Consider the following 24,577-nt stretch of genomic DNA (forward strand, 5'->3'; position numbering starts at 1 on the left):
TGTTCAGGTTCTAGGCATAGGGGCAGAGCCAAGCATGAAGTGGGCGTACGGGCTCGGTGGCTGGTGTTGGCTGGTGTTGGCGGCAAGCGTGTGGCCGATGCCGTCGCCAGCGCAGGACGCCGATGCGTACGATGCGGCGGTGGTGCGCTGCGAGTCGCGCGACATGACCTGGGTGCACTGTCCGATGTCCACGGACCAGGGCGTGCAACTGGTGCGGCAACTCTCCGACAACGACTGCATCCGCGGCAGCGAGTGGGGCTCGGACGCCACCGGCGTGTGGGTCACCCTGGGTTGTCGCGCCGAATTCCGTCCCAATCCGGTGGAGGCGCCGCGCAGCGCCATGCGCCGCGTGCTGCGCTGCGAGTCCGATGGTCGCCTGGAGAGTTGCCCGGTGATGCTGCGCGGCGCGCCGGTGCGGCTGATGCGGCAGTTGTCGTCGGTGCCGTGCCGCGAGGAGCGCAGCTGGGGCGTGCGCCGCAACGAGATCTGGGTCGCGCGCGGCTGCCGCGGCGAGTTCGAGATCGGCGCCGCCGATGGGTCCGGGTTTCCCGCCGGCCCGCGGCCGGTGCTGTGCGAATCCAAGGGCAAGGCGCGGCGCCGCTGCGGCGTCAGTGTCCTGGACCATGTCGAACTGCGCCGGCAGTTGTCCGGTGCGCCTTGCGTGCAGAACGACAGCTGGGGCTGGGACCGCGACGGCATCTGGGTCGACAAGGGCTGCCGCGCCGAGTTCAGCGTCAACTGAGCGCTGGCGCGGCTGTGACGCCGCGCGGCGTCCTCAATCCGCAATCGCCGGCGTTTACAATGGCGCGATGAACGCCGCCCCCGATATCGATTACGCCCGCTACGACCATATCCGCCCGATCCTGTGGACCGGCGATGCGCTGGAACTGCTGGACCAGCGCAAGCTGCCGTTCGCGGTGGAACACGTGCGCTGCAGCGACAGCGACCAGGTCGCCGCGGCGATCCACGCCCTGGCCGTGCGCGGCGCGCCGGCCATTGGCATCGCCGCCGGCTGGGGCACCGTGCTGGCCGCGCGCGAAGTGCAGGCCGAGAACGGCGCCGAGGCGTTGCTGAAGCTGGAGCCGGCCCTGCAGCGGCTCAATGCCGCGCGACCGACCGCGGTCAACCTGGCCTGGGCGCTGGCGCGCATGCGCACCGCGCTGGGCGCGGCCGGCAGCGACTGGCGCTCGGTGCTGGAGCGCGAGGCGCAGGCGATCGCCGAAGAGGATCTGGCCGCCAACCGGCACATGGGCGCGCTCGGCGCCGGCCTGATCGCGCCCGGCAGCGGCGTGCTGACCCATTGCAACACCGGCTCGCTGGCCACCGCCGGCTTCGGCACCGCGCTGGGCGTGATCCGCGCCGGCGTCGCCCAGCAGCGCATCGCCAAGGTGTTCGCCGGCGAGACCCGGCCCTGGCTGCAGGGCGCGCGGCTGACCGTGTGGGAACTGCAGCAGGACGGTATCGACGCCACCCTGATCGCCGATTCGGCGGCCTCGCACCTGATGAAGACCGGCGCGGTGCAGTGGGTGATCGTCGGTGCCGACCGCATCTGCGCCAATGGCGACACCGCCAACAAGATCGGCACCTACCAGCTGGCGATCGCCGCACGCCACCACGGCGTCAGGTTCATGGTGGTGGCGCCGTCGTCCACCGTGGACATGGACACCGCCGACGGCGCGCAGATCGAGATCGAGCAGCGCGATCCGGGCGAGCTGTTCGGCGTCGGCGGCACGCGTACCGTGGCCGACGGCATCGCCGCCTGGAACCCGGTGTTCGACGTGACCCCGGCGGACCTGATCGACGCCATCGTGACCGAGCGCGGGGTCATCGAACGCCCGGACCTGCCGCGCATGCGCGCCGCCTTCGGCGGCTGAGCCGGAGTAGTGCGGCGGCGCCCGGCGGGCGCTGCCGAAGGCGCGCAAGTGCTTGTTCGCGCCGGCAAAACCGGGCAATCGGGCGCCCGTCATGATAGAATCCGGCGGTTCGATCGACCGCCGTACGCCCTAGGCGTGCGGCCGCGGCGGGCCCGCCTGTCGCGGGCCGGCGTCGTGGTCGATCCGCCACCAGACTTACGGAACCCGAATGGCAGAATCCGCCAAGGAAATCATCCAGGTCAACCTGGAAGACGAGATGCGCAAGAGCTACCTCGATTACGCCATGAGCGTGATCGTGGGGCGTGCCCTCCCGGATGCGCGCGACGGCCTCAAGCCGGTGCATCGCCGCGTGTTGTTCGCGATGAACGAGTTGGGCGCGCACAGCAACAAGCCCTACTACAAGTCGGCGCGTATCGTCGGCGACGTCATCGGTAAGTACCACCCGCACGGCGACCAGTCGGTGTACGACACCCTGGTGCGCATGGCGCAGCCGTTCTCGCTGCGCTACATGATGGTGGACGGGCAGGGCAACTTCGGCTCGGTCGACGGCGACTCCGCGGCGGCGATGCGTTACACCGAGGCGCGCATGTCGCGGCTCGCGCACGAGATGATGGCCGACATCGACAAGGAAACCGTCGATTTCCAGCCCAACTACGACGAGAAGGAACAGGAACCGTCGGTGATGCCGACGCGCTTCCCGAGCCTGCTGGTCAACGGCTCGGCCGGCATCGCGGTGGGCATGGCCACCAACATCCCGCCGCACAACCTGACCGAGTCGATCAATGCCTGCCTGGCGCTGATCGACAACCCGCAGATCGACGTCGACGGGTTGATGGAGCACATCCCCGGCCCGGATTTCCCGACCGCCGGCATCATCAACGGCACCACCGGCATCGTCGCCGGCTACCGCACCGGCCGCGGCCGCGTGCGCATGCGCGCCAAGGCCGAGATCGAGATCCAGGACAACGGCCGCGAAGCGATCGTGGTCACCGAGATCCCGTACCAGGTCAACAAGGCGCGGCTGATCGAGAAGATCGCCGAGCTGGTCAAGGAAAAGAAGCTCGAGGGCATCAGCGAGCTGCGCGACGAGTCCGACAAGGACGGCATGCGCATCTACATCGAGGTCAAGCGCGGCGAAGCCGCCGATGTGGTGCTGAACAACCTGTACCAGCAGACCCAGATGGAGTCGGTGTTCGGCATCAACATGGTGGCGCTGGTCGACGGCCGCCCGCAGCTGCTGAACCTCAAGCAGATGCTGGAGGCGTTCGTCCGCCACCGTCGCGAAGTGGTCACCCGCCGCACCATCTTCGAACTGCGCAAGGCGCGCGCCCGCGCGCACATCCTCGAAGGCCTGACCGTCGCGCTCGCCAACATCGACGAGATGATCGAGCTGATCAAGACCTCGGCGAACCCGAACGAGGCGCGCGAGCGCATGCTGGCCAAGACCTGGCAGCCGGGCCTGGTCGGCGCGCTGCTCAATGCGGCCGGCGCCGAGGCCTCGCGCCCGGAAGACCTGCCCAGCGGCGTCGGCCTGGTCGGCGGCGGCTACCAGCTGACCGAAGTGCAGGCCACGCAGATCCTGGAAATGCGCCTGCACCGCCTGACCGGCCTGGAGCAGGAGCGCCTGACCGAGGAATACAAGCAGTTGCTGGAGGCGATCGCAGGGCTGATCCGCATCCTGGAAAACCCGGACGTGCTGCTGCAGGTGATCCGCGAGGAGCTGGTCAACATCCGCGAGGAATACGGCGACGCACGCCGCACCGAGATCCGCCACAGCGAAGAGGATCTGGACATCCTCGACCTGATCGCGCCGGAAGACGTGGTGGTGACCCTGTCGCACGCCGGCTACGCCAAGCGCCAGCCGGTCAGCGCCTACCGCGCGCAGCGCCGCGGCGGCCGCGGCCGCAGCGCGGCGGCGACCAAGGAAGAGGATTTCATCGATCAGCTGTGGCTGGTCAACACCCACGACACGCTGCTGACCTTCACCAGCAGTGGCAAGGTGTTCTGGCTGCCCGTGCACCAGTTGCCGGAGGCCGGGCCGAACGCGCGCGGCCGCCCGATCGTCAACTGGATTCCGCTGGAGAACGGCGAGCGCGTGCAGGCGGTGCTGCCGGTGCGCGAGTACGCCGAGGGCCGCTACGTGTTCTTCGCCACCCGCAACGGCATGGTCAAGAAGACCCCGCTGAGCGAGTTCGCGTTCCAGCGCAAGATCGGCAAGATCGCGATCAACCTCGACGAGGGCGATGCCCTGGTCGGCGTGGCGCTCACCGATGGCGAGCGCGACGTGTTGCTGTTCGCCTCCAACGGCAAGACCGTGCGCTTCTCCGAACGGCCCAAGGACGACGAGGCCGATGATGCGGTCCTCGACGAGGCCGGTGCCGAGGACGGCGCCGTGGCCGACGACGAGGCCGCGGGCGAGGAGGGCGACGATCCCCGTGGCGCGCGGCGCAAGAGCCGCGGCGGCGTCAAGCCGACCGGGCGCAGCAGCCGCGGCGTGCGCGGCATCCGCCTGGCCAAGAGCGAATACGTGGTCAGCCTGATCGTGGCCGAGCCGGCCGTGGGCCAGGACGAGGACGCCGACGATGTCGATGCCGCGGCGGACACCGAGGTCGATGCCGAGGCGCGCAACGGCGACGAGGCCGATGCCTACATCCTCACCGCGACCGAGAACGGCTACGGCAAGCGCACCCCGCTGGGCGAGTATCCGCGCAAGGGCCGCGGCACCCAGGGCGTGATCGGCATCCAGACCAGCGAGCGCAACGGCAAGCTGGTCGGTGCGGTGCTGCTGAGCACCCGCGACGAAGTGCTGCTGATCTCCGACGGCGGCACCCTGGTGCGGACCCGCGCCTCGGAAATCTCCCGCGTCGGCCGCAACACCCAGGGCGTGACCCTGATCCGCCTGTCCAAGGGCGAGAAGCTACAGGCGGTCGAACGCCTGGATGGCTCGCTGGTCGAGGAGGACGTGCTGCCGGGCGAGGACGGCGCCGCCGACGGCGCTGGCGAGGCGGCACCGCCGCAGGCGTGATCCGCGCCTGAGCGAACGACGACGCCGGCCTCGTGCCGGCGTCGTCGTTTTCGCAGTGCCATCGGGACGATGCGGGCAACCTGCTGCGCGCATACCGGCGGCGGCACGGCAGTCGTGCGTTCTGCCGTTGCGCCATATCGCCTGCCGCCATGTCGTCCGGCAATCGCTGCCCGCGACGGCACATGCCGTGTGATGCCCGGGTCGGCGCCGCATCACGAAGACCGCAAGATTGCGTGTCACCGTGTGTCGTCTGGAAACGCGTGATGTTCACTTGCGGCCTGGGATAAACGCGGTGCGGCGCGCATGCGCCGCTGCCACGGCGGATGTTCCGCGTGGCCGTGTCCTGCGAGGAATGGCAATGAACGAATTCGAACGAACCGTGCGTCGTGGCGGCTGGCCGCTGCGGTTGCTCGGCGGTGCGTGCGCGCTGATCGGCGCGGTGCTGGCGATTGGCGGCGCCTGGCTGCTGGCGCTGGGCGGCTCCTGGTACTACTTGGTCGCCGGCCTCGGCCTGGCGATTTCCGGCGTGCAGCTGTGGCGCGGCCGGCGCAGCGGCGCGCTGTGGTTCGCCGCGACCTTCCTGCTGTCGCTGCTGTGGGCGGCATGGGAATCGGGCACCGATTACTGGCGCTGGGTGCCGCGCATGGGCCTGATGGTATTCCTGGCCTTGCTGTTGGCGCTGCTGCTGCCACGGCTGGACCGGCCGTTCTCGCGCACGTTGTCGCGCACGCTCGCCGCGGTGCTGGCGCTGGTGTTCGTCGGCGCGTTCGCGTTGGCGTTCCTGCCGTACGGGGTGACCGAGACCGACGGCACGCTGGCGCACGCGGCGGGCATGGCCGCGGCGCTGGCACGCCCGCGCACCGGCGCGCAGCCGGCCGACGCGCCGGCCGACGCCGACTGGGCCGCCTACGGCCGCGACAACGCCGGCAGCCGCTACACGCCGCTGCGGCAGATCGCTCCGGACAATGTGGCGCAGTTGCGTACCGCCTGGACCTTCCGCACCGGCGACCTGCCGGACAAGCGCTGGGGCGCGGAGACCACGCCGCTGAAGATCGGCGACAGCCTGTACCTGTGCAGCGCACGCAACCAGATGATCGCGCTGGATGCGCGCAGCGGCCGCGAACGCTGGCGCTACGATCCCAAGGTGGCGGACAAGGCGATCCCGTACACCGCCGCCTGCCGCGGCGTCAGCTATTACGCGGTGCCGGACGCCCAGGCAACGGCGTCGACGGCCTGCCGCCAGCGCGTCATCGAAGGCACCCTGGACGGGCGCCTGATCGCGGTCGATGCCGCCGACGGCAAGCCCTGCGAGGACTTCGGCCGGCACGGCCAGGTCGACATCACCGTCGGCATGGGCGAAACGCCACCGGGCTACGTCTCGATCAATTCGCCGCCGACCATCGTGCGCGGGGTGGTCGTCACCGGCCATCAGGTGCTGGACGGACAGAAGCGCTACGAGCCGTCCGGCGTGATCCAGGGCTTCGACGCGGTGACCGGCGCGCTGCGCTGGGCCTGGGACATGACCCATCCGGACTGGACCGGCGCGCCGCCGCCGGGGCAGACCTGGACCCGCGGCACGCCCAACATGTGGACCAGCGCGGCCGGCGACGAACAGCTCGGCTACGTCTACCTGCCGATGGGCAATTCCTCGGCCGACTACTGGAGCAGTTCGCGCACTCCGCAGGAAGACCGCTACGCGACCTCGCTGGTCGCGCTGGACGTCACCACCGGCAAGCCGGTGTGGAATTTCCAGACCACCCACATCGATGTGTGGGACTACGACCTGGGTTCGCAACCGACGTTGCTGGATTTCCCGCACGACGGCACGACCGTGCCGGCGGTGCTGCTGCCCAGCAAGCAGGGCGAGCTGTATGTGCTCGATCGGCGCACCGGCAAGCCGCTGGTCGGGGTCGAGGAACGCGCGGTGCCGGGTGGCGGCGTGGAGCCGCAGCGCCGCGCCAAGACCCAGCCGTTCTCGCTGTACCACTCGCTGCGCAAGCGCGACCTGACCGAGCGCGACATGTGGGGCATGACCCCGATCGATCAACTGGTGTGCCGCATCCAGTTCCGCAGCGCCAGCTACAAGGGCATCTACACGCCGCCGGAAGCCGACCGCCATTCGATCGAATATCCCGGCTACAACGGCGGCTCGGACTGGGGCAGCGTGGCGGTGGATCCGCGGCGGGGTGTGATCGTCGCCAATTACAACGACATGCCCAACTACAACCTGCTGGTGCCGCGGGCCAAGGCCGACAAGCTGGGCTGGGCGCCGCGCGACCAGGTGCGCGGCGACAGCGGCGGCGCCGAGGGCGCCGGCGATCCGCAGGCGGGCACGCCGTATGCGATCAATGTCAACGCCGGCTGGCGCCTGCCGTTCACCGGGCTGCTGTGCAAGCAGCCGCCGTACGGCGGCATCCGCGCCATCGACCTGGCCAGCGGCAAGACCCTGTGGGACCGTCCGTTCGGCAGTGCGCGCGGCAATGGCCCGTTCGGCATCCACTCCGGCTTGCCGATCGAGATCGGCACGCCCAACAACGGCGGCGCCGTGGTCAGCGCCAGCGGCCTGATCTTCATCGCCGCGGCCACCGACGACATGATCCGCGCGATCGACCTGGCCAGCGGCAAGACCCTGTGGCAGGCCAAGCTGCCGGCCGGCGGCCAGGCCACGCCGATGGTGTATGCCGTCGACGGCCGCGAGTACTTGGTCATCGTCGCCGCCGGCCATCACTTCATGGAAACCAAGCGCGGCGACGACGTGATCGCCTACGCGCTGCCGCCGGCAGGCTGATGCGGGCCGCCGCCGCGAGGTCGCGATGCGGCTTCGCGGCGGCGGGGCGTGGCGGAGGCGGGAAGGGCGTGATTGGCCTCCTGCCGCCGATCACGCCGGTCGCATCGCGGTGCGCCCAATCACGGGTATGCGATGCGTCGTAGGAGCGGCTTCAGCCGCGACAGGCGTTCACGGGAAGACCTGTCGCGGCTGAAGCCGCTCCTACGAGAAAGGATCGAGATACGCTCAGCTTGGTCCGCGTCTACTCCAACTGATCGCGGGCGAACGCCGCGTCCAGCGCTTCCATCGCATCGCGCGGCGTGAGCTTGGCGGCTTTCTCGAAGGCTGCGGCGGCGTCTTCTTCGCGCTTGTCGCTGTACAGCAAGAGCAGCACGTTGGCGTGTTCGACGTGGGCGATGGGCGCGTCCGGCACCAGCTTCAGCGCCTGCTGGATATGCTGTTCGGCGGTGGCGGCCTTGGCCCCGTAGGTGAGGCCGCCGATCATCGCGCCGACCTTGCCGATGATCTCGGCGTGGTACAGCGCCAGCGCCATGTGCGCCTCGGCATGCTGGGGCTCCAGCTCCAGCGCCGCTTCCAGCGACGCGCGCACCTTGCTGGCGATGCCCTGCTTGAGCGCCTTGACGATGCTCAATCCCTGGCTGTAGCGGCCCAGCGCGAAGGCATGGCGGTAGTGGCTGTTGGCCTCGTCCGGCAGCGCGGCGATCGCCGCCTCGGCCAGCGCCGCGGCCTGCTGCAGCCGCTGCAACTGGTCTTTTTCGTCCTCGACCAGATAGCCGGCGTGGATGCCGATCGCTTTGACCGCGACCGAGGCGCCGAACACGCCCAGCGCCTTGCCGGCGTCGTAGGCCTGCTGGAACTGCCCGTGGTGGAAGGCCCGCCAGGCCTCGATCAGCGCGGCCGAGAGGGTCTTTGCGTCGTGACCCTTGCCGGCCTTGCCGGCGGCATCCAGCAGCGCCTGCGCGCGTGCCGGATCCGGGTAGGGTTCCCTGTCGCCGGCGTGCAGCTTGGGCCAGGCTTTCTTCAGCGCATCGCCGGCGTAGGCGTAGGCCTTGGCGTCGTATGGAAACGGCGCCCACGCGCCCGATTTTGCTGCCATGCGAATCTCCCTGTGCGGCGCCGGGCCACGGCGTCCGCGCCGAGCATGGCGCGGGCGCCGGCGCGTGGCAAGGGTGGTCGTGGATAGTGTGTTTGCTCGAGCCGCCGGCGCCAGCATGGCGCGCATCGGGGCCACTGCCGGCCCTTCTGGAGATCGTGCGATGGCGACCAAGAAGCGTTCCCCCTCCGCGCTGCGGCCGGACCGGCTGAACCCGCGGCACCTGTGGCTGGCCGGGCTGGGCGTGGTCGCGCTGACCCGCAAGCGCGCGCTGGCCGCCGCCGCCGATGCCGCGCAGGGCGCGGCGACGCTCAAGGCGCTCGCCACGCAACTGGCCGACGAGGCCGAGAGCAGCGTGCGCGAGGGCGCCGCGGCGCTGCGTGGCCAGGTGCAGCCGTTGAGCGCCGAGGTCGAGGCGCGCCTGCAGCCGGTGCTGGTCAAGCTGGGGCTGAAGGCCACGCCGCGCGCCGCATCGCGCAAACGCCCGGCCGCGCCCGGGCGCGCCAAGCCCGCCGCCAGGAAGCGTGCGGCCGCGCGGCGCCCAGGTGCCGCCGGCAAGCGCGGTGCGGGCGCTCGATAACCCGCGCGCTGCCATGCCAGCCGCCTGCCTGCCGCGGTGTCGCGGCGGTACGGGCGGCACCTTGCACGCGGGGACTGGCTTCGGCTTGCGTGTACGCTCCGGGGAGCGATCACATGCTCGCCAAGACAGTTACTATTGATCACAATAAGCAATGAAAACGATTTTGTTGCTTGGCTGTCTGGCCGCTGCCCCGTTCCTTGCACACGCCGCCGACTTGGCCGGTCGCGGAACCTGCCTTGGCGCCGTCAAGCAGGAACTCAGACTGGCCTGGCCGCAGAATCACACGATCAATATCGTGACCTTCGGGCACAGCGTGCCAGCCGGCTATTTCGTCGTTCCGGAGGTGCGCAGCAAGGAAGCGTATCCCCGGCGTGTCGCCGATGCGCTGGAGCAGCTTTACCCGACCGCGGTCATCAACGTGATCACCTCGGCGGTGGGCGGCGAGGATTCCAGTCGGGGGCTGGGCAGGTTCGTCGCGGAAGGCCTGGGACATCGGCCGAACGTGATCACGATCGACTACGGCCTCAACGACCGCAATCTGACGGTCGCGCAGTCGCGCGCCAACCTCACGGAGATGATCCGCGAGGCACGATCGGCGAACGCGTGCGTGGTGCTGATGACGCCGAGCATCGATTTGAAGGGCGATCCGCCAGCGGCCAAGTCGACCTTGCTCGAACAGGTCGACATGATCCGCAAGCTCGCGAAGACGCAAGGCGTCGCGTTGGTCGATTCCTACGCGGCCTTCGCTGCCTACAAGGGGAATCGGCAGGACCTGATGGCGCAGTCGAACCATCCCAATGCAAAGGGGCATCAGCTCATCGCGGACAGGTTGGTCGAACTGTTCAAGTGACGCGGTGTGCGTTGGCAGGCCGACGCGCGTGCGACGCAGTCCGCGTCCGGGTCGCCCCCCAGCGTCGCGAGCGAGCGGGTTCGCCGTTGGCGGCGGAACGCCGCGCTCGGGCATACTCGCGTGCCGTTCCCCGAGATGCCACTCCATGCAGATCCGGCCTGCGACGCTCGACGATGCCGAGGCGATGGTCGCCGTGCAGACTGCGATCTTCGCCGCCGGTCTGCGCAAGGCGCCGACCGATCTGGCGACGGTGTGCGCGACCTATCTGCAGCATCCCGATCGTCTCCAGTGCGTGCTGGCCGAGGACGCCGACGGGCGTGTCCTCGGCTTCCAGTCGCTGCGCATCGCGCGTCCCGGCAATGCCTACGACGTGGCCGAGGGCTGGGGCATCATCGGCACCCATGTCGACCCGCGGGCGGCGCGCCGTGGGGTCGGCAGCGCGCTGTTCCGGGCCACCCGTGCGGCCGCGCGCAGCGCCGGGCTGGCGCAGATCGACGCCAGCATCGCCGCCGACAATGCGCTCGGGCAGGCGTACTACGAGGCCATCGGCTTTCGCACCTACCGCACGCCGCCGGGCCTGGTCTGCAAGGTCTATCGGCTCGACGGGCCAGCCGCGCAGGCCGCCGCCGACTGAGCATCACCGCACCGCCTGTGCTTGCGCGCAGGGCAGGGCGCTTTCAGTCCAGATAGGCGTCCATCAACGCGGCCAGGTGCGCGCGCTCGGCGTCGCGCAGGAACGGCGCGATCAGTCGCATCACCTGCACGATGCCGTGGCGGATCGCCACTTGCTCGTCCTTCTCGCCGCGCGCGGCCGCGTAGTTGAGCCAGAACGTGGCTACCACCAGCACGTTGGTGGCCACGCCGCTTCTTTCCTGGGCGCTGGCGCGCATCGCGCCGGTCTGCGCCAGGCCCTCGAACACCGCCTGCACGCTGGCGTCGGCGCGGCGCAGGATGCGCGCGAAGCGCAGGCGCAGGCGCCGGCTGCGGCTGAGGATCTCGACCAGGTCGCGGTACAGGAAGCGGTAGTCCCAGATGCACTCGAACACCAGGTGCAACTGCAGCCAGATGTCCTCCAGCCCGGGCAGGCGCGCGCTCGGCAACGCCAGCGCCGCGTCCATGCGCTCCTCGTAGCGCGCGAACAGGTGCTCGATGATGTCGTCCTTGTTGCGGAAGTGGTAGTACAGGTTGCCGGGGCTGATCTCCAGCTCGTCGGCGATGTGGTTGGTGGTGACGTGCGGCTCGCCCTGCGCGTTGAACATCGCCAGGGCGGTCTCGAGGATGCGCCGCCGGGTGTCGCGGGCCATCAGGCCAGCAGCTTCTTCACCAGGTCCACGTACTTCTTCTGCGCGTCCGCCTGCGGCATGCCCTTGAGCTTGGCCCAGGCCTCGTACTTGGCGGTGCCGACGAAGTCGAAGAAGCCCGGCTTGGTGCCGCTGACGTCGCCTTCCGAGCCTTGCTTGTACAGCGCATAGAGCCGCAACAGCGTGTCGTTGTCGGGGCGCTCGGCCCGTTGCTTGATGTCCTGGACCGCTTTCTCGAAGGCCGCCTTGCTGTCTGCCATGATCCCGCTCCGCTCCGCCCTGACCGGCAGGCATCACAGCACGGGCGAGAGGCCGGGTCAACGCGGGGCGCGGCCGTCGGCCGGGACGGATGGCGCCGTCACAGCATCGGCAGTGCGTCGGCCTGACGGCTGTCGGCGATGCGTTCGTGCGCATGCGCGGCCTGTTCGTGCGCGGCCTGCGCCTGCCGCGCCAGCGAGGCCTTGGCCGCGATGGAACGGATCGCATCGGTGACCTCGGCCAGCGGTACCTGCGTGCTCAGCCGCTGGAAGGTGTCGCGGCTGTTGTAGCCGGAGCCGTCGCGCAGGTACTGCTCGTACATGGTCAGCAACTCGGTGCAGGCCGCGGTGAGGGTTTCCATGTTGTTGCGGGCCAGGGCGTGGCCGACCTGGTCCAGGTTGTGCAGGCAATCCGACAGCCAGTGCAGGTCGTAGCGCGCGCTGGCCGGCTCCGGGCCATTGTGGCCGCGGCTGTAGGCGCTGTAGCGGCGGATACTGCGCGCCACCCGCGCGACGTGCGCGAGCAGGGTGCCGACCTCGTCGGCGATGTCGATCTGCGCCAGGGCGATGGTCGAGGGCGGCGCGGCCGGGGTCGGCGCGGGCGCCGCCTTCGCTGCGGCCGGCGAAGGCGCATTGGCAGGCGCGGCCGTGGCGGACGCGCCTGCAGCGGGGGCGGCTTCGTACTCGTAGGTCGCACGCAGGCGCTCGTGGTCCTGGCGCAGCGTTTCCAGTTCCTGCGCGCTGGCGGCGGCCTGCGCCTTCAGTTGGCTCAGCGCCGCCTGATACCGCGCGATGGTCTCCTTCGCAGTCGCGTCGCGCCGATAGGCGTGCCCCAGACGCTGGAACAAGCCATGCGCGAACGCTGTGGCAACGGCAGCCCACAGCGCCACGGCAGGAGTGAGGTAGATCAGGATGCCCATGCAGGCTCCTTGAAACGATGCATCCCTTGTCGGCGTGTTTCCGCCGAACTTGAGGGCCTCTCGTTCGAGGAGTGACGCAGTTCCGGTTTGAGTCGGCAGCAACCGTCCGCCGCCCCGGGCAGGTGGCGCGCGGGCCGTCGCGATGCTACTGAACGGGTTTGGAGAGCGCTTTCGACTTGGCGTACAGCGTCTTGGCGATCTCGGCCTCGCCCAGTGCGGCATGGCATTCGGCCAAGCTGTCCCACGCATTGGCCGAGTCCGGAAACATCGCGGTATTGAGGGTGAACACCCGCAACGCCCTGCGGGCGCCGAGGTTCTCGCGGATGGCGTAGCCGCTGGCGTTGATCACGCGTTCCTGTTCGCTGGCGGCGACGCCATTGCCATCGCGCAGCCACGCGCGGAGGCTGTCCGTCGCGCCGGGGCCATCGTCCAGCGCATAGGCGATCATGCGCTCGGAGAGCAGCGCATGCAGGAACTCCTTCGGCGCGGCCTGCGCCATCGTGCTTTCCACCAGCGTGCTGGACCAGACATTGCGGGCGCTGCCGTTGGTGAAATACACGAAGATCCAGTAGCCATTGCGCAGGGTGCCCTTGTAGGCCAGGCGCGCCCGCACGCGGGTGCCGCCATCGTGACCGACCTGGGTGTAGCCATCGCTGCGCGTGGTATCCCATCCGGTGGAGAAGAAGTTGCTGCCGCCACCGGTCAGCGTCTGCGGCTGCCACAGTCGTTCCAGCGTCGCCGTGGGCACCAGCCTGCCTGTGGCCAAGGCTTGCAGGAAGCGGTTCATGTCGCCGACGGTGGTCTGCAGATCGGCATGCCCCCAGCCGTAGCTCGGCCAGGGGGTTTCATCGGCCGGCTGCAGCGCACCGTCCTTGCCGATGTACGGCACCGCCGCACGATCCGGCGGGACGCTGGGCCGGCCCCACGATGTGCTGCGCATGTGCAGCGGCCGCAGAATGCGTTCGCGCGCGATGACGGGGTAGGGCTTGCGGTAATGCGCCTCCAGCAGGGCGGTCAGCACCAGGTAGTTGGCCTGGGTGTACTGCACCCGGCTGCCGGTGGCGAACTGCATCGGTGCCGCGCCGGCCACCTTGAGTGCGGCGGCAAGGTCGGGTGCCAGGCCGGGGTAGCCCTTGCTCACCCAGCGGTTGTCCACGCGTTCGTAGTACTCGGCGATGCCGGAACTGTGATTGAGGAAATCGCGGACATGGATCGTCTGCCACGCGGCCGGCAGCGCCGGAACGTAGCGGCTGGCCGGGGCATCCAGATCCACCTCGCCCTGATCCACCAACTGCATCACCAGCGTGCTGGTCAACAGCTTGGCCATCGACTGCGCGGGGAAGATGGAATCAACGGTGGCCGGCGCGTGGCTGGCCGGATCGCGTTCGCCGCTGGCGCCCCGGTAGAGCACCCGACCGTTGTGCGCGACCAGCACTGCCTGACCGGCAATGCCATAGCGTTCGCGGTTGACCTGCAGTTGCGCGTCCAGTCGCGCGGCAAGGGTGTCCGCGCTATCCCGAGCCGCGGCAGGCATGCTGCCGAGCAAGGTGCAGAGCAGCGTGGCAGCAAGGACACGAACCATCGCGGTGATCCGTCAGCGGCGATGGCGCATCATGTCACTCTGGAAAACAGGGTCAAGCGTCGCGAGGCGCGCCTTGTTCGACTGCGCATGGCAGGCATGTACCTTTGCCTATCGGGCCGGGCGCACCTTGGCGCGACAGAACGCAGGCGGATGCCGGCCAGTGGTCAGCTCCCTCGTCGGCACCCGATCAGCCGAGAATGCCCGGCAGATCCAGTCCCTTCTCCTTCGCGCAGTCCATCGCGATCGGGTAGCCCGCATCGGCATGCCGCATCACCCCGGTGGCAGGATCGTTCCACAACACCCGGGCGATGCGCTTGGCCGCGGCCTCGGTGCCGTCGCAGACAATGACCATGCCGGCGTGCTGCGAGAAGCCCATGCCGACGCCGCCGCCGTGGTGCAGCGACACCCAGGTGGCGCCGCTGGCCGTGTTGAGCAGGGCGTTGAGCAGCGGCCAGTCGGAGACCGCGTCGGAGCCGTCGGCCATGGCCTCGGTCTCGCGGTTCGGCGAGGCGACGCTGCCCGAATCCAGATGATCGCGGCCGATCACCACCGGCGCCTTCAGTTCGCCGTTGGCGACCATGTCGTTGAACGCCAGTCCCAGGCGGTCGCGATCGCCCAGGCCGACCCAGCAGATGCGCGCCGGCAGGCCCTGGAACTTGATCTTCTCGGCGGCCATGTCCAGCCAGCGGTGCAGGTGCGGGTTGTCCGGAATCAGTTCCTTGACCTTGGCGTCGGTCTTGGCGATGTCCTCCGGGTCGCCGCTCAGCGCGGCCCAGCGGAACGGGCCGACGCCGCGGCAGAACAGCGGGCGGATGTAGGCCGGCACGAAGCCCGGGAAATCGAAGGCATTCTCGACGCCTTCTTCCAGCGCCATCTGCCGCAGATTGTTGCCGTAGTCCACGGTCGGCACACCCAGCGCGTGGAAGGCGAGCATGGCGCGGATGTGGTTGGCCATCGAGTCGCGCGCGGCGGCCTCCACTTCCTTGGGCGCGCTCGCGCGCTTTTCGTCCCACTGCTCGACGCTCCAGCCCTGCGGCAGGTAGCCGTTGACCGGGTCGTGCGCGGAGGTCTGATCCGTCAGCAGGTCCGGCTTGACGCCACGGATCAGCAGTTCATCCAGCACGTCGGCGACATTGCCGAGCAGGCCGACCGACAGCGGCGTCTTCGCCGTGCACGATTCGGCGATCAGCCGCAGTGCCTCGTCCAGATTATCGGTCCAGGTGTCCAGATAGCCGGTGCGCAGGCGCATGTCGATGCTGCTCTTGCGACATTCCACCGCCAGGCACGAGGCGCCGGCCATCACCGCGGCCAGCGGCTGCGCGCCGCCCATGCCGCCGAGACCGCCGGTGAACAGCCACTTGCCGGACAGGTCGCCGCCGTAGTGCTGCCGGCCCATTTCCACGAAGGTTTCGTAGGTGCCCTGGACGATGCCCTGCGCGCCGATGTAGATCCAGCTGCCGGCGGTCATCTGCCCGTACATGGCCAGGCCCTTCTTATCCAGTTCGTTGAAGTGGTCCCAGTTGGCCCAGCGCGGCACCAGATTGGAGTTGGCGATCAGCACCCGCGGCGCGTCGGCATGGGTGCGGAACACGCCGACCGGCTTGCCCGACTGCACCAGCAGCGTCTGGTCGTCGTCCAGCCGCTTGAGCGTCTCGACGATGGCGTCGAAGCTTTCCCAGTCGCGCGCGGCGCGGCCGATGCCACCGTACACCACCAGCTCCTGCGGACGCTCGGCCACATCCGGATGCAGGTTGTTCATCAGCATGCGCAGCGGCGCTTCGGTCAGCCAGCTCTTGGCGGTGAGGGTGCTGCCGGTGGGGGCGTGGATGCGGCGGGTGGCGTCGAGGCGGGTCATGCGGGAATCCTCAGGTGGATACGCGGAATGCGGAACGCGGTGCGCGCGCGTCAGTCGGCGGCGCGGCGGGATGCGACGGGATTGCTGGCGAAATCGAGGCAGGCCTGCAGCACCTGCTGCAGCACCGCGCGCAGCGGCGCGGCGTGGTCGGGTTGCCAGGGTGACGGCCAGTTGCCGGGGGCGAGCGTGTCCGGCTCGTGCATGTAGCCGCGGCAGGCCAGTTCCATCTGGATCGCGTGCACGCCGTCGGCTGGCGCGCCGTGGTGGCGGGTGCTCCAGCCGCCCTTGAAGCGGCCGTTGCGCACGTGGCTGAAGCCGCTGCCGGCGCAGACGCCTTCGACCGCATCGGTCAGCGCGGCCGCGCAACTGCCATCCACCGCGCCGGAGGCGCCGGCGCTGCCGATGTTGAACTGCGGCAACTCGCCGTCGAACAGGTGCGGAATGCGCGAGCGGATCGAATGCGCGTCGTACACCACGATGGCCGGGTGCAGCGCGCGCAGGCGCGCGATCTCCGCGTCCAGCGCGGCGTGGTAGGGGACGAACCACTGCTCGCGGCGTCGCGCGATCTCGGCCGCATCCGGCTCGGCGCCGGGCCGGTACAGCGGCTGCGCATCGAAGGTGGTCAGCGGGCACAGCCCGGTGGTGTTCTGCCCGGGATAGAGCGACACCCCGGCCGGGTCGCGGTTGACGTCGATCACCGAGCGCGAGATCGCCGTGCGCACGGTGGTCGCGCCGAGCGCGTCGGCGAAGTCGTACAGCAGGTGCACCCACCAGTCGGCATCGCGCTGCGCCAGCCATGGCGAGACGAAGCGCTCGGCCAGCCCCTCCGGCAACTCGGTGCCGGTATGCGGGAAGCTGAGGATCAGCGGCGCATCGCCGCGGTGCACAGTGAGCCAGTCGGGCAGGGATGTCATACGGCCTCGCGGGTTGTGCTGTGGTGTAGGAGCGGCTTCAGCCGCGACCGGGCATTGCCGGGAAAGCCCCGTCGCGGCTAAAGCCGCTCCTACGACCGGTTCTTCGGATCAGATACTGACCTCGGGCAACGGCATCCCCACCGCCGCAGCCAACGCGCCGTCGCGCACCAGCGCGGTGGCGGCCAGCATGTCCGGGTGGAAGTAGCGATCGTCCTGCAGCGCCGGCACGCGGGCGCGCAGCAGCGCGCGTGCCGCTTCCAGGGCGGCGCTGGAGCGCAGCGGCGCGTGGAAGTCGCAGCCCTGCGCGGCGGCCAGCAGTTCGATGCCGACCACGTTGGCCGCGTTCTCGGCCATCGCCAGCAGGCGGCGCGCGCCATGCGCGGCCATCGACACGTGGTCTTCCTGGTTGGCCGAGGTCGGAATCGAGTCGACGCTGGCCGGATACGCGCGCTGCTTGTTCTCCGAGACCAGCGCGGCAGCGGTGACCTGCGGGATCATGAAGCCGGAGTTGAGGCCGGGCTTGGGGGTCAGGAACGCCGGCAGCCCGGACAGCGCCGGGTCCACCAGCATGGCAACGCGGCGCTCGCTGATCGAGCCGATCTCGCACACCGCCAGCGCCAGCATGTCGGCGGCGAAGGCCACCGGCTCGGCGTGGAAGTTGCCGCCGGACAACGCCTCGCCGGTGTCGCTGAACACCAGCGGGTTGTCGGAGACGCCGTTGGCCTCGGTGGCCAGGATGGTGGCGGCCTGGCGCATCACGTCCAGCGCTGCGCCCATCACCTGCGGCTGGCAGCGCAGGCAGTACGGGTCCTGCACGCGCACGTCGTTGTCGCGGTGCGAATCGCGGATCGCCGAGGCGTGCATCAACTCACGCAGCGCCGCGGCAGTGGCGATCTGCCCGGGTTGCCCGCGCAGCGCGTGGATGCGCGGATCGAACGGGGTGTCCGAGCCTTTCGCGGCCTCGGTGGACAGCGCGCCGGCGACCAGCGCGGCATGGAACACGCGCTCGATCTCGAACAGCCCGGCCAGCGCGTAGGCGGTGGAGAACTGGGTGCCGTTGAGCAGGGCCAGGCCCTCCTTGGCGCCCAGCGTCAGCGGCTGCAGCCCGGCCTGGGCCAGCGCCTGCGCCGCCGGCAGGCGTGCGTCGCCGACGAAGGCCTCGCCGACGCCGAGCATCACCGTGGCCAGGTGCGCCAGCGGCGCCAGGTCGCCGGAGGCGCCGACCGAGCCCTGGCACGGCACCACCGGGACCACCTCGTGCTGCAGCAGCGCTTCCAGCATCGACAAGGTTTCCGGTCGCACGCCGGAGGCGCCCTGGGCCAGGCTGGCCAGCTTCAGCGCCATCATCAGCCGCACCACCGGCACCGGCATCGGCGCGCCGACCCCGGCCGCGTGCGACAGCACGATGTTGCGCTGCAGGGCTTGCAGGTCCTCGCGCTCGATGCGCACGCTGGCCAGCTTGCCGAAGCCGGTGTTGATGCCGTACACCGGCGCGCCGGTCGCCACGATCGCCTCCACGGTCTGCGCGCTGCGCAGCACCGCGTCGGCGCAGGCCGGGTCCAGGCGCACACCGGCGCCGCGGTACACCGCGCGCCACTGCGCCAGGCTCACCGCGCCGGGGCGCAGCAGGATCTCGTCGTCGCTCATTGTCCTCTCCAGATACGCGCATGCAGCGGGTTGAAGCCCATGCGATAGACCAATTCGGCCGGTTCGGCGATGTCCCAGATCGCCAGGTCGCAGGCCAACCCGGCGCGCAGCCGGCCGACCTGGTCCTGGCGCCCGAGCGCGCGCGCCGCTTCGCGGGTGAAGCCGGCGATGCACTCGGCCACGGTCAGCCGGAACAGCGTCGCCGCCAGGTTCATCGCCAGCAGCGGGCTGGTCAGCGGCGAGGTGCCGGGGTTGCAATCGGTGGCCAGCGCGCGCGGCACGCCGGCGGCGCGCAGCGCGGCGATCGGCGGCAGTTGGGTGTCGCGGGTGAAATAGAACGCGCCCGGCAGCAGCACCGCGACGGTGCCGGCCGCGGCCATCGCGGCGACGCCGGCGTCGTCCAGGTATTCGACATGGTCGGCCGAGCGCGCACCGTAGCGCGCGGCCAGCGCCGCGCCGCCCTGGTTGGACAGCTGCTCGGCATGAATCTTCAGCGCCAGGCCGTGGCGTTGCGCGGCCTGGAATACCTGCTCGGTCTGCGCCGGGGTGAACGCCAGGTGCTCGCAGAACACGTCCACCGCCTCGGCCAGGCCCTGCGCGGCGACCGCCGGGATCATGCGCTCGCAGACTTCGTCGATGTAGGCCTGCGCCTCGCCGCCGGGCGGTACCGCGTGCGCGCCGAGAAAGGTCGGCGACACGTCGACCGCGCGCAGCTCGCCCAGGCGCCGCGCCACGCGCAGCAGGCGCACTTCGTCCTCAAGCGTCAGGCCGTAGCCGGACTTGATCTCCACCGTGGTCACGCCTTCGGCCAGCAGCGCGTCCAGCCGCGGCAGGCTGGCGGCGAGCAGGGCATCCTCGTCGGCGGCGCGGGTGGCGCGCACCGTGGAGACGATGCCGCCGCCGGCGCGGGCGATGTCGGCATAGCTGGCGCCGAGCAGGCGTTGCTCGAACTCGCCGGCGCGGTTGCCGGCATAGACCAGGTGGGTATGGCAATCGATCAGGCCGGGGCCGATCCAGCGCCCGCCGCAGTCGATGCTGCGTTGCGCCGACAGCGGGCCGGGCAACTGCGCGGCGGCGCCGGCATAGACGATGCGGCCGTCGCGGCAGGCCACCACGCCGTCGTGGACCAGCCCCAGTCCGCCGTCCTCGGCGTCCAGCGTCATCAGGTGCGCGTTGTGCCAGAGCGTGTCGCAGGGCATGGTCACGGGCAGGCTCGTCGGTTATTTTGTATATACAATATTGTGGTCGATGGAGGGTGTCCAGTGCAGACCCAGGCGCAGCAGCAGGCCAGCGGCAACGCGGGATCGGGCGAATTCTGGTGTGCGCATGCGTTGCTGCCGCAGGGCTGGGTGCGCGACGTGCGCATCGGCGTGTTCGGCGGCCGCATCGCCACGGTGGAGCGCGGCGTGGCCGCGGCATTGGGCGATCAGCGCCTGGACATCGTGGTGCCTGGGCTGGGCAATCTGCACAGCCACGCCTTCCAGCGCGGCATGGCCGGCCTGACCGAGATCGGCGGGCGCAGCGGCGACAGCTTCTGGAGCTGGCGCGAACTGATGTACCGCTTCCTGCAGCGGCTGAGCCCCGACGATCTGCAGGCCATCGCCGAGCAGGCCTATGTGGAAATGCTCGAGGCCGGTTTCACCCGGGTCGGCGAATTCCATTATGTCCATCACGCCGCCGACGGCCGGCCCTACGCCGACCGCGCCGAGATGGCGCAGCGCCTGGCGGCCGCGGCGCAAACCAGCGGCATCGGCCTGAGCCTGCTGCCGGTGTTCTACGCGCATGCCGACTTCGGCGGCGCCGCGCCGAACCCGGCGCAGCAGCGCCTGCTGCACGACGTCGACGGCTTTGCCGCATTGCTGGACGGCAGCCGCCGCGCCTTGCAGGGGCTGGACGACGCGGTGCTGGGCCTGGCCCCGCACAGCCTGCGCGCAGTCTCCCCGGACGAACTGGCGGCGCTGCTGCCGCTATGCGACGGCCCGGTGCACATCCATATCGCCGAGCAGACCCGCGAGGTCGACGCCTGCCTGGCCTGGAGCGGGCAGCGCCCAGTGCAATGGCTGCTGGCGCACGCGCCGGTGGATGCGCGTTGGTGCCTGGTCCACGCCACCCACGTCGATGCCGCCGAAGTGCAGGGCATCGCCGCCAGCGGCGCAGTGGTCGGGCTGTGCCCGATCACCGAGGCCAACCTCGGCGACGGGCTGTTCCCGATGCAGGACTTCCTGCGCGTCGGCGGCCGCTTCGGCGTGGGGTCGGACTCCAACGTGCTGATCGATGCGGCCGAGGAACTGCGCCTGCTCGAGTACGGCCAGCGCCTGAGTCTGCGCGGGCGCAACGTGCTGACCGGCGACACCGCACTGTCCAGCGGCCGCTTCCTGTTCCAGTCCGCCGCACAGGGTGCGGCGCAGGCGCTGGGTGTCGAACAGGGCCTGGGCGTGGGCGCGCCGGCCGATCTGGTCGAGCTGGACGCCGCGCATCCGGCCTTGCAGGCGCGCGATGGCGACGCCTGGCTGGACAGCTGGCTGTTCGCCGCGCGCGGCGGCGCGGTGCGTTCGGTCTGGCGCCACGGGCGTGCGCTGGTCCGCGAGGGCCGCCACCTGCAGCGCGAGGCGGTCGCCGCGCGCTACGCGCGTGCGCTGACCCGGCTGCTGGACGCATGAGCCGCGCGCATCGCGCGGCGTCGCGCATCCGCCGCGGCGGCGCGGAGCGCCAATGAGTGCCGCCGCGCCGTCGCTGCCGCTCAACCAGCGCATCCGCCGCGATATCGAGGCGCATATCCGCAGCGGCGAGTGGCCGCCCGGCCACCGCATTCCGTTCGAACACGAGCTGATGGCGCAGTACGGCTGCTCGCGCATGACCGTCAACAAGGTGCTGGCGCTGCTCGCCGACGCCGGCATGATCGAGCGCCGGCGCCGCGCGGGTTCGTTCGTGGCGCGGCCGCATCCGCACATGGAGCAGGTGGCGCTGGAGATTCCCGACATCCCGGTCGAGGTCGCCGCGCGCGGTCATGTCTACCGTTTCGAACTGCTGGAGCGGCAGCAGCGCGCACCGCGCGCAACGCTGCCGCAGGAAGCCGAGGTCGCGGCAGGCGGCAGCCTGCTGGCGCTGCAGTGCCTGCACTACGCCGACGGCCGCTCATTCGCGCTGGAGGAGCGGGTGATCAATCCGGTGGCGGTGCCGGAGGCCTTGCAGATGGACTTCGCGGTCACCGTGCCCGGCAGCTGGCTGTTGCAGCATGTGCCCTGGACCCGCGCCGAACACCGCATCAGCGCGGTCGGCGCCAGCGCCGCGCAGGCGGCACGGCTGCAGGTGCCGGCCGGCACCGCCTGCCTGCTGATCGACCGCCGCACCTGGCGCGGCGAGCAGGCGGTGACCTTCGTGCGCCAGGTGTTCCTCGGCGACACCTACGATCTGGTCGCGCGGTTCTCGCCCGGCGCGCGCTGAGCCTGGCGCGCACGGCGACCGCAGGCAACTTACGTATGCCGGGAAGCATCGTGTAGGAGCGGCTTCAGCCGCGACGACGTTGTCCGTGGAGGGCCATCGCGGCTGACGCCGCTCCTCCAAGACGCGGCATGACGCGCGACGAGCACAGGCGATGAGCGGCACCGGCAGTCGCCTCGGCGATGCGCGATGCTGCGACGCCGCACGTTCGCCATACGCCGGCGTGCGTTTGTCCTGCCCGCCGCACTCTGGCAAGTTAGCGCCGGGGCCGGGCGAGGGGCCGTGGCCGCGGAACGAGGGATGGTTCGGCATGACGTATTTCGTGACAGGCGCCACCGGTTTCATCGGCCGCTACCTGATGGCCAAGCTGATGCGGCGCAAGGGCGTCGTGCATGTGCTGCTGCGCAAGGAGTCGCAGCGCAAGTTCGATGCGCTGGTGCGCGAGCAGGGCTGGGATCCCAAGCGCCTGGTGGTGCTGCACGGCGACGTCGGCGCCGAGTACTGCGGGCTGACCGCGGCACAGCGCAAGGCGCTGCACGGCAAGGTCAAGCATTTCTTCCACCTGGCCGCGCTGTACGACCTCACCGCCAAGGCCGAGGACCAGCGCGTCGCCAACCTCGACGGCACCCGCAACGCGCTGGAACTGGCCGCGCAGATAGGCGCCGGCATCTTCCACCACACCAGTTCGATCGCGGTGGCCGGGCTGTACCCGGGCATCTTCCGCGAGGACATGTTCGAGGAAGCCGAGGGCCTGGACGATCCCTACCTGCGCACCAAGCACGACGCCGAGGCGCTGGTGCGCGCCGAGACCCGGATCAAGTGGCGCATCTACCGCCCGGCGATGGTGGTCGGCGATTCGCGCACCGGCGCCATCGACAAGATCGATGGCCCGTACTACTTCTTCCCGCTGATCAAGAAACTGCGCCAACTGCTGCCGCCATGGGCGCCGATGCTGGGCATCGAGGGCGGGCGGATCAACCTGGTGCCGGTGGACTTCGTCGCCGACGCGATGGACCACATCGCGCACAAGCCCAAGCTCGACGGCCACACCTTCCACCTCACCGATCCCGAGCCGCTGCGGGTGGGCGAGGTGCTCAACGTGTTCTGCCGCGCTGGCCACGCCCCGGAAATGACCTTGCGGATAGACGCGCGCATGTTCGCGTTCGTGCCCTCGAGCATCCGCGCCGCGGTCGGCAGCCTGCCGCCGATCCGCCGCTTCACCGGCATGCTGCTGCGCGACTTCCGCATCCCGCGCGAGGTGCTGAAGTTCATCACCTATCCCACGCGCTTCGACAGCCGCGAGACCGAGCGCGCGCTCAAGGGCAGCGGCATCGCCGTACCGCGCCTGGAAGACTACGCCTGGCGCCTGTGGGACCACTGGGAACGGCACCTGGATCCGGACCTGTTCGTCGACCGCTCGCTCAAGGGCAAGGTCCGCGGCAAGGTGGTGCTGATCACTGGCGGCTCGTCCGGCATTGGCCTGGCCACCGCACAGCGCGTCGCCGAGGCCGGCGCCATTACCGTCATCGTGGCCCGCGGCGAACAGGAACTGCATGCCGCGCGTGATGCCATGAACGCCAAGGGCGGCAAGGTCTTCGCCTATACCGCCGACCTGTCGGACCTGGCCGACTGCGACCGCCTGCTCAAGACAGTGCTGGACGCGCACGGCCATGTCGATGTGCTGATCAACAACGCCGGCCGCTCGATCCGCCGCTCGATCGAACTCAGCTACGACCGCTTCCACGATTTCGAGCGGACCATGCAGTTGAACTACTTCGGCAGCCTGCGCCTGATCATGGGCGTGCTGCCGGGCATGACCGCGCGGCGCAAGGGCCACATCATCAACGTCAGCTCGATCGGTGTGCTCGCCAATTCGCCGCGCTTCTCCGCCTACGTCGCCTCCAAGGCCGCACTGGACGCCTGGAGCCGCTGCGCGCAGGGCGAGCTGTCGGGCAAGGGCATCAGCTTCACCACGGTCAACATGCCGCTGGTGAAGACCCCGATGATCGCGCCGACCAAGATGTACGACAGCGTGCCGACGCTGAGCGTGGACGAGGCCGCCGACCTGATGGTCAAGGCCATCATCGAACGCCCCAGCCGCGTCGCCACGCGCCTGGGCATCTTCGCCGCCCTGGTCAACGCCGTGGCGCCGAAGGCCTACGAGGTGGTGATGAACACCGCCTTCGAACTGTTCCCCGATTCGGCCGCGGCCAAGGGCGACCGCAAGGCGCTACGCGAGACCAAGCCGAGTCAGGAGCAGATCGCATTTGCGGCGTTGATGCGGGGGGTTCATTGGTGATGGGGCGGGGATTGGGGAGTCGGGATTGGGGATTCGCAAAAGCGTGTTCCCGATATCGGATCTGTGTCGATTAATCCCTGATTGGGCTACGGGACTTCGCAACAGCCCATCCGCCGCAGTAGCCCGCTTTTACCAATCCCCAATCCCGACT

General features: G+C 69.9%; 19 protein-coding genes. 10 read left to right on the top strand and 9 right to left on the bottom strand.

Features of this window, described 5'->3' with window-relative positions:
* The first annotated feature begins 34 nt into the window (after positions 1 to 34).
* The 4 genes from PG878_RS09545 (at position 35) to PG878_RS09560 (ending at position 7,687) form a co-directional block, all read left to right on the top strand.
* Positions 35 to 742, top strand: a complete 708-nt coding sequence (locus PG878_RS09545) for a DUF3011 domain-containing protein (protein ID WP_425611769.1) — start codon at positions 35 to 37, stop codon at positions 740 to 742.
* A 67-nt stretch (positions 743 to 809) separates the two neighbouring features.
* Positions 810 to 1,874 (top strand): S-methyl-5-thioribose-1-phosphate isomerase, encoded by a 1,065-nt coding sequence (mtnA, locus tag PG878_RS09550; protein ID WP_209031325.1) that lies wholly within the window; start codon positions 810 to 812, stop codon positions 1,872 to 1,874.
* Between the two features lie 208 nt (positions 1,875 to 2,082).
* Positions 2,083 to 4,899, top strand: coding sequence for a DNA gyrase subunit A (gyrA, locus tag PG878_RS09555; RefSeq protein WP_209031326.1), 2,817 nt, complete (start codon positions 2,083 to 2,085; stop codon positions 4,897 to 4,899).
* Between the two features lie 358 nt (positions 4,900 to 5,257).
* On the top strand, positions 5,258 to 7,687 hold the full coding sequence (locus PG878_RS09560) for a membrane-bound PQQ-dependent dehydrogenase, glucose/quinate/shikimate family (RefSeq protein WP_209031327.1): 2,430 nt from the start codon (positions 5,258 to 5,260) through the stop codon (positions 7,685 to 7,687).
* 241 nt (positions 7,688 to 7,928) lie between these two features.
* Here the strand turns inward: PG878_RS09560 and PG878_RS09565 are convergent, their stop codons facing one another.
* Entirely contained in the window at positions 7,929 to 8,783 is an 855-nt protein-coding gene (locus tag PG878_RS09565) for a tetratricopeptide repeat protein (protein ID WP_209031328.1), read from the bottom strand.
* A gap of 160 nt (positions 8,784 to 8,943) precedes the next feature.
* Here PG878_RS09565 and PG878_RS09570 point away from each other — a divergent pair, with 160 nt between their 5' ends.
* From PG878_RS09570 to PG878_RS09580, 3 genes are all read left to right on the top strand, one after another.
* On the top strand, positions 8,944 to 9,360 hold the full coding sequence (locus tag PG878_RS09570; protein ID WP_209031329.1) for a hypothetical protein: 417 nt from the start codon (positions 8,944 to 8,946) through the stop codon (positions 9,358 to 9,360).
* A gap of 151 nt (positions 9,361 to 9,511) precedes the next feature.
* Complete coding sequence (locus tag PG878_RS09575; protein ID WP_209031330.1) at positions 9,512 to 10,210, top strand: SGNH/GDSL hydrolase family protein; 699 nt, start codon at positions 9,512 to 9,514, stop codon at positions 10,208 to 10,210.
* Between the two features lie 145 nt (positions 10,211 to 10,355).
* The gene (locus PG878_RS09580; protein WP_244672612.1) at positions 10,356 to 10,844 is read left to right on the top strand and encodes a GNAT family N-acetyltransferase; all 489 of its coding nucleotides are present in this window, start codon (positions 10,356 to 10,358) and stop codon (positions 10,842 to 10,844) included.
* Between the two features lie 43 nt (positions 10,845 to 10,887).
* Here PG878_RS09580 and PG878_RS09585 read toward each other — a convergent pair whose 3' ends face one another.
* From PG878_RS09585 to hutI, 8 genes are all read right to left on the bottom strand, one after another.
* Positions 10,888 to 11,514, bottom strand: coding sequence for a TetR/AcrR family transcriptional regulator (locus PG878_RS09585; RefSeq protein ID WP_209031331.1), 627 nt, complete (start codon positions 11,512 to 11,514; stop codon positions 10,888 to 10,890).
* Positions 11,514 to 11,771, bottom strand: coding sequence for an acyl-CoA-binding protein (locus PG878_RS09590; RefSeq protein ID WP_209031332.1), 258 nt, complete (start codon positions 11,769 to 11,771; stop codon positions 11,514 to 11,516). The genes PG878_RS09585 and PG878_RS09590 overlap by 1 nt, the downstream gene beginning before the upstream one ends.
* 98 nt (positions 11,772 to 11,869) lie before the next feature.
* On the bottom strand, positions 11,870 to 12,688 hold the full coding sequence (locus tag PG878_RS09595; RefSeq protein WP_209031333.1) for a hypothetical protein: 819 nt from the start codon (positions 12,686 to 12,688) through the stop codon (positions 11,870 to 11,872).
* A gap of 145 nt (positions 12,689 to 12,833) precedes the next feature.
* A complete protein-coding gene (locus PG878_RS09600; RefSeq protein ID WP_209031334.1) occupies positions 12,834 to 14,270 on the bottom strand; it encodes a serine hydrolase domain-containing protein in 1,437 nt (478 codons plus the stop codon).
* Between the two features lie 187 nt (positions 14,271 to 14,457).
* Entirely contained in the window at positions 14,458 to 16,125 is a 1,668-nt protein-coding gene (gene hutU, locus PG878_RS09605; protein ID WP_209031335.1) for a urocanate hydratase, read from the bottom strand.
* Between the two features lie 50 nt (positions 16,126 to 16,175).
* Positions 16,176 to 17,039 (bottom strand): N-formylglutamate deformylase, encoded by an 864-nt coding sequence (gene hutG / locus PG878_RS09610; protein ID WP_209031336.1) that lies wholly within the window; start codon positions 17,037 to 17,039, stop codon positions 16,176 to 16,178.
* A gap of 108 nt (positions 17,040 to 17,147) precedes the next feature.
* Entirely contained in the window at positions 17,148 to 18,686 is a 1,539-nt protein-coding gene (gene hutH, locus PG878_RS09615; RefSeq protein WP_209031337.1) for a histidine ammonia-lyase, read from the bottom strand.
* Positions 18,683 to 19,885, bottom strand: coding sequence for an imidazolonepropionase (gene hutI, locus PG878_RS09620; RefSeq protein ID WP_209031464.1), 1,203 nt, complete (start codon positions 19,883 to 19,885; stop codon positions 18,683 to 18,685). The genes hutH and hutI overlap by 4 nt, the downstream gene beginning before the upstream one ends.
* A gap of 63 nt (positions 19,886 to 19,948) precedes the next feature.
* Between hutI and PG878_RS09625 the strand changes: the two genes are divergently transcribed.
* The 3 genes from PG878_RS09625 to PG878_RS09635 all read left to right on the top strand — a co-directional run bounded on the left by PG878_RS09625 (position 19,949) and on the right by PG878_RS09635 (position 24,426).
* On the top strand, positions 19,949 to 21,346 hold the full coding sequence (locus tag PG878_RS09625; protein WP_209031338.1) for a formimidoylglutamate deiminase: 1,398 nt from the start codon (positions 19,949 to 19,951) through the stop codon (positions 21,344 to 21,346).
* A 52-nt stretch (positions 21,347 to 21,398) separates the two neighbouring features.
* On the top strand, positions 21,399 to 22,130 hold the full coding sequence (gene hutC / locus PG878_RS09630) for a histidine utilization transcriptional repressor HutC (RefSeq protein ID WP_209031339.1): 732 nt from the start codon (positions 21,399 to 21,401) through the stop codon (positions 22,128 to 22,130).
* A gap of 307 nt (positions 22,131 to 22,437) precedes the next feature.
* Entirely contained in the window at positions 22,438 to 24,426 is a 1,989-nt protein-coding gene (locus PG878_RS09635) for an SDR family oxidoreductase (protein WP_209031340.1), read from the top strand.
* Positions 24,427 to 24,577: the final 151 nt, after the last annotated feature.

The organism is Xanthomonas hawaiiensis, from assembly GCF_031834635.1.
GTDB classification, from domain to species: Bacteria; Pseudomonadota; Gammaproteobacteria; order Xanthomonadales; family Xanthomonadaceae; genus Xanthomonas_A; species Xanthomonas_A sacchari.

Excerpts from the sequence above, each read along its gene's own strand:
- hutU (WP_209031335.1), bottom strand. The coding sequence starts at position 16,125 with ATGACCCGCCTCGACGCCACCCGCCGCATCCACGCCCCCACCGGCAGC.
- PG878_RS09635 (WP_209031340.1), top strand. The coding sequence starts at position 22,438 with ATGACGTATTTCGTGACAGGCGCCACCGGTTTCATCGGCCGCTACCTG.
- PG878_RS09575 (WP_209031330.1), top strand. The coding sequence starts at position 9,512 with ATGAAAACGATTTTGTTGCTTGGCTGTCTGGCCGCTGCCCCGTTCCTT.
- PG878_RS09565 (WP_209031328.1), bottom strand. The coding sequence starts at position 8,783 with ATGGCAGCAAAATCGGGCGCGTGGGCGCCGTTTCCATACGACGCCAAG.
- hutH (WP_209031337.1), bottom strand. The coding sequence starts at position 18,686 with ATGAGCGACGACGAGATCCTGCTGCGCCCCGGCGCGGTGAGCCTGGCG.
- PG878_RS09570 (WP_209031329.1), top strand. The coding sequence starts at position 8,944 with ATGGCGACCAAGAAGCGTTCCCCCTCCGCGCTGCGGCCGGACCGGCTG.
- PG878_RS09580 (WP_244672612.1), top strand. The coding sequence starts at position 10,356 with ATGCAGATCCGGCCTGCGACGCTCGACGATGCCGAGGCGATGGTCGCC.
- PG878_RS09545 (WP_425611769.1), top strand. The coding sequence starts at position 35 with ATGAAGTGGGCGTACGGGCTCGGTGGCTGGTGTTGGCTGGTGTTGGCG.
- hutI (WP_209031464.1), bottom strand. The coding sequence starts at position 19,885 with ATGCCCTGCGACACGCTCTGGCACAACGCGCACCTGATGACGCTGGAC.
- hutC (WP_209031339.1), top strand. The coding sequence starts at position 21,399 with ATGAGTGCCGCCGCGCCGTCGCTGCCGCTCAACCAGCGCATCCGCCGC.
- PG878_RS09585 (WP_209031331.1), bottom strand. The coding sequence starts at position 11,514 with ATGGCCCGCGACACCCGGCGGCGCATCCTCGAGACCGCCCTGGCGATG.
- gyrA (WP_209031326.1), top strand. The coding sequence starts at position 2,083 with ATGGCAGAATCCGCCAAGGAAATCATCCAGGTCAACCTGGAAGACGAG.
- mtnA (WP_209031325.1), top strand. The coding sequence starts at position 810 with ATGAACGCCGCCCCCGATATCGATTACGCCCGCTACGACCATATCCGC.
- PG878_RS09600 (WP_209031334.1), bottom strand. The coding sequence starts at position 14,270 with ATGGTTCGTGTCCTTGCTGCCACGCTGCTCTGCACCTTGCTCGGCAGC.
- PG878_RS09560 (WP_209031327.1), top strand. The coding sequence starts at position 5,258 with ATGAACGAATTCGAACGAACCGTGCGTCGTGGCGGCTGGCCGCTGCGG.
- hutG (WP_209031336.1), bottom strand. The coding sequence starts at position 17,039 with ATGACATCCCTGCCCGACTGGCTCACTGTGCACCGCGGCGATGCGCCG.
- PG878_RS09590 (WP_209031332.1), bottom strand. The coding sequence starts at position 11,771 with ATGGCAGACAGCAAGGCGGCCTTCGAGAAAGCGGTCCAGGACATCAAG.
- PG878_RS09595 (WP_209031333.1), bottom strand. The coding sequence starts at position 12,688 with ATGGGCATCCTGATCTACCTCACTCCTGCCGTGGCGCTGTGGGCTGCC.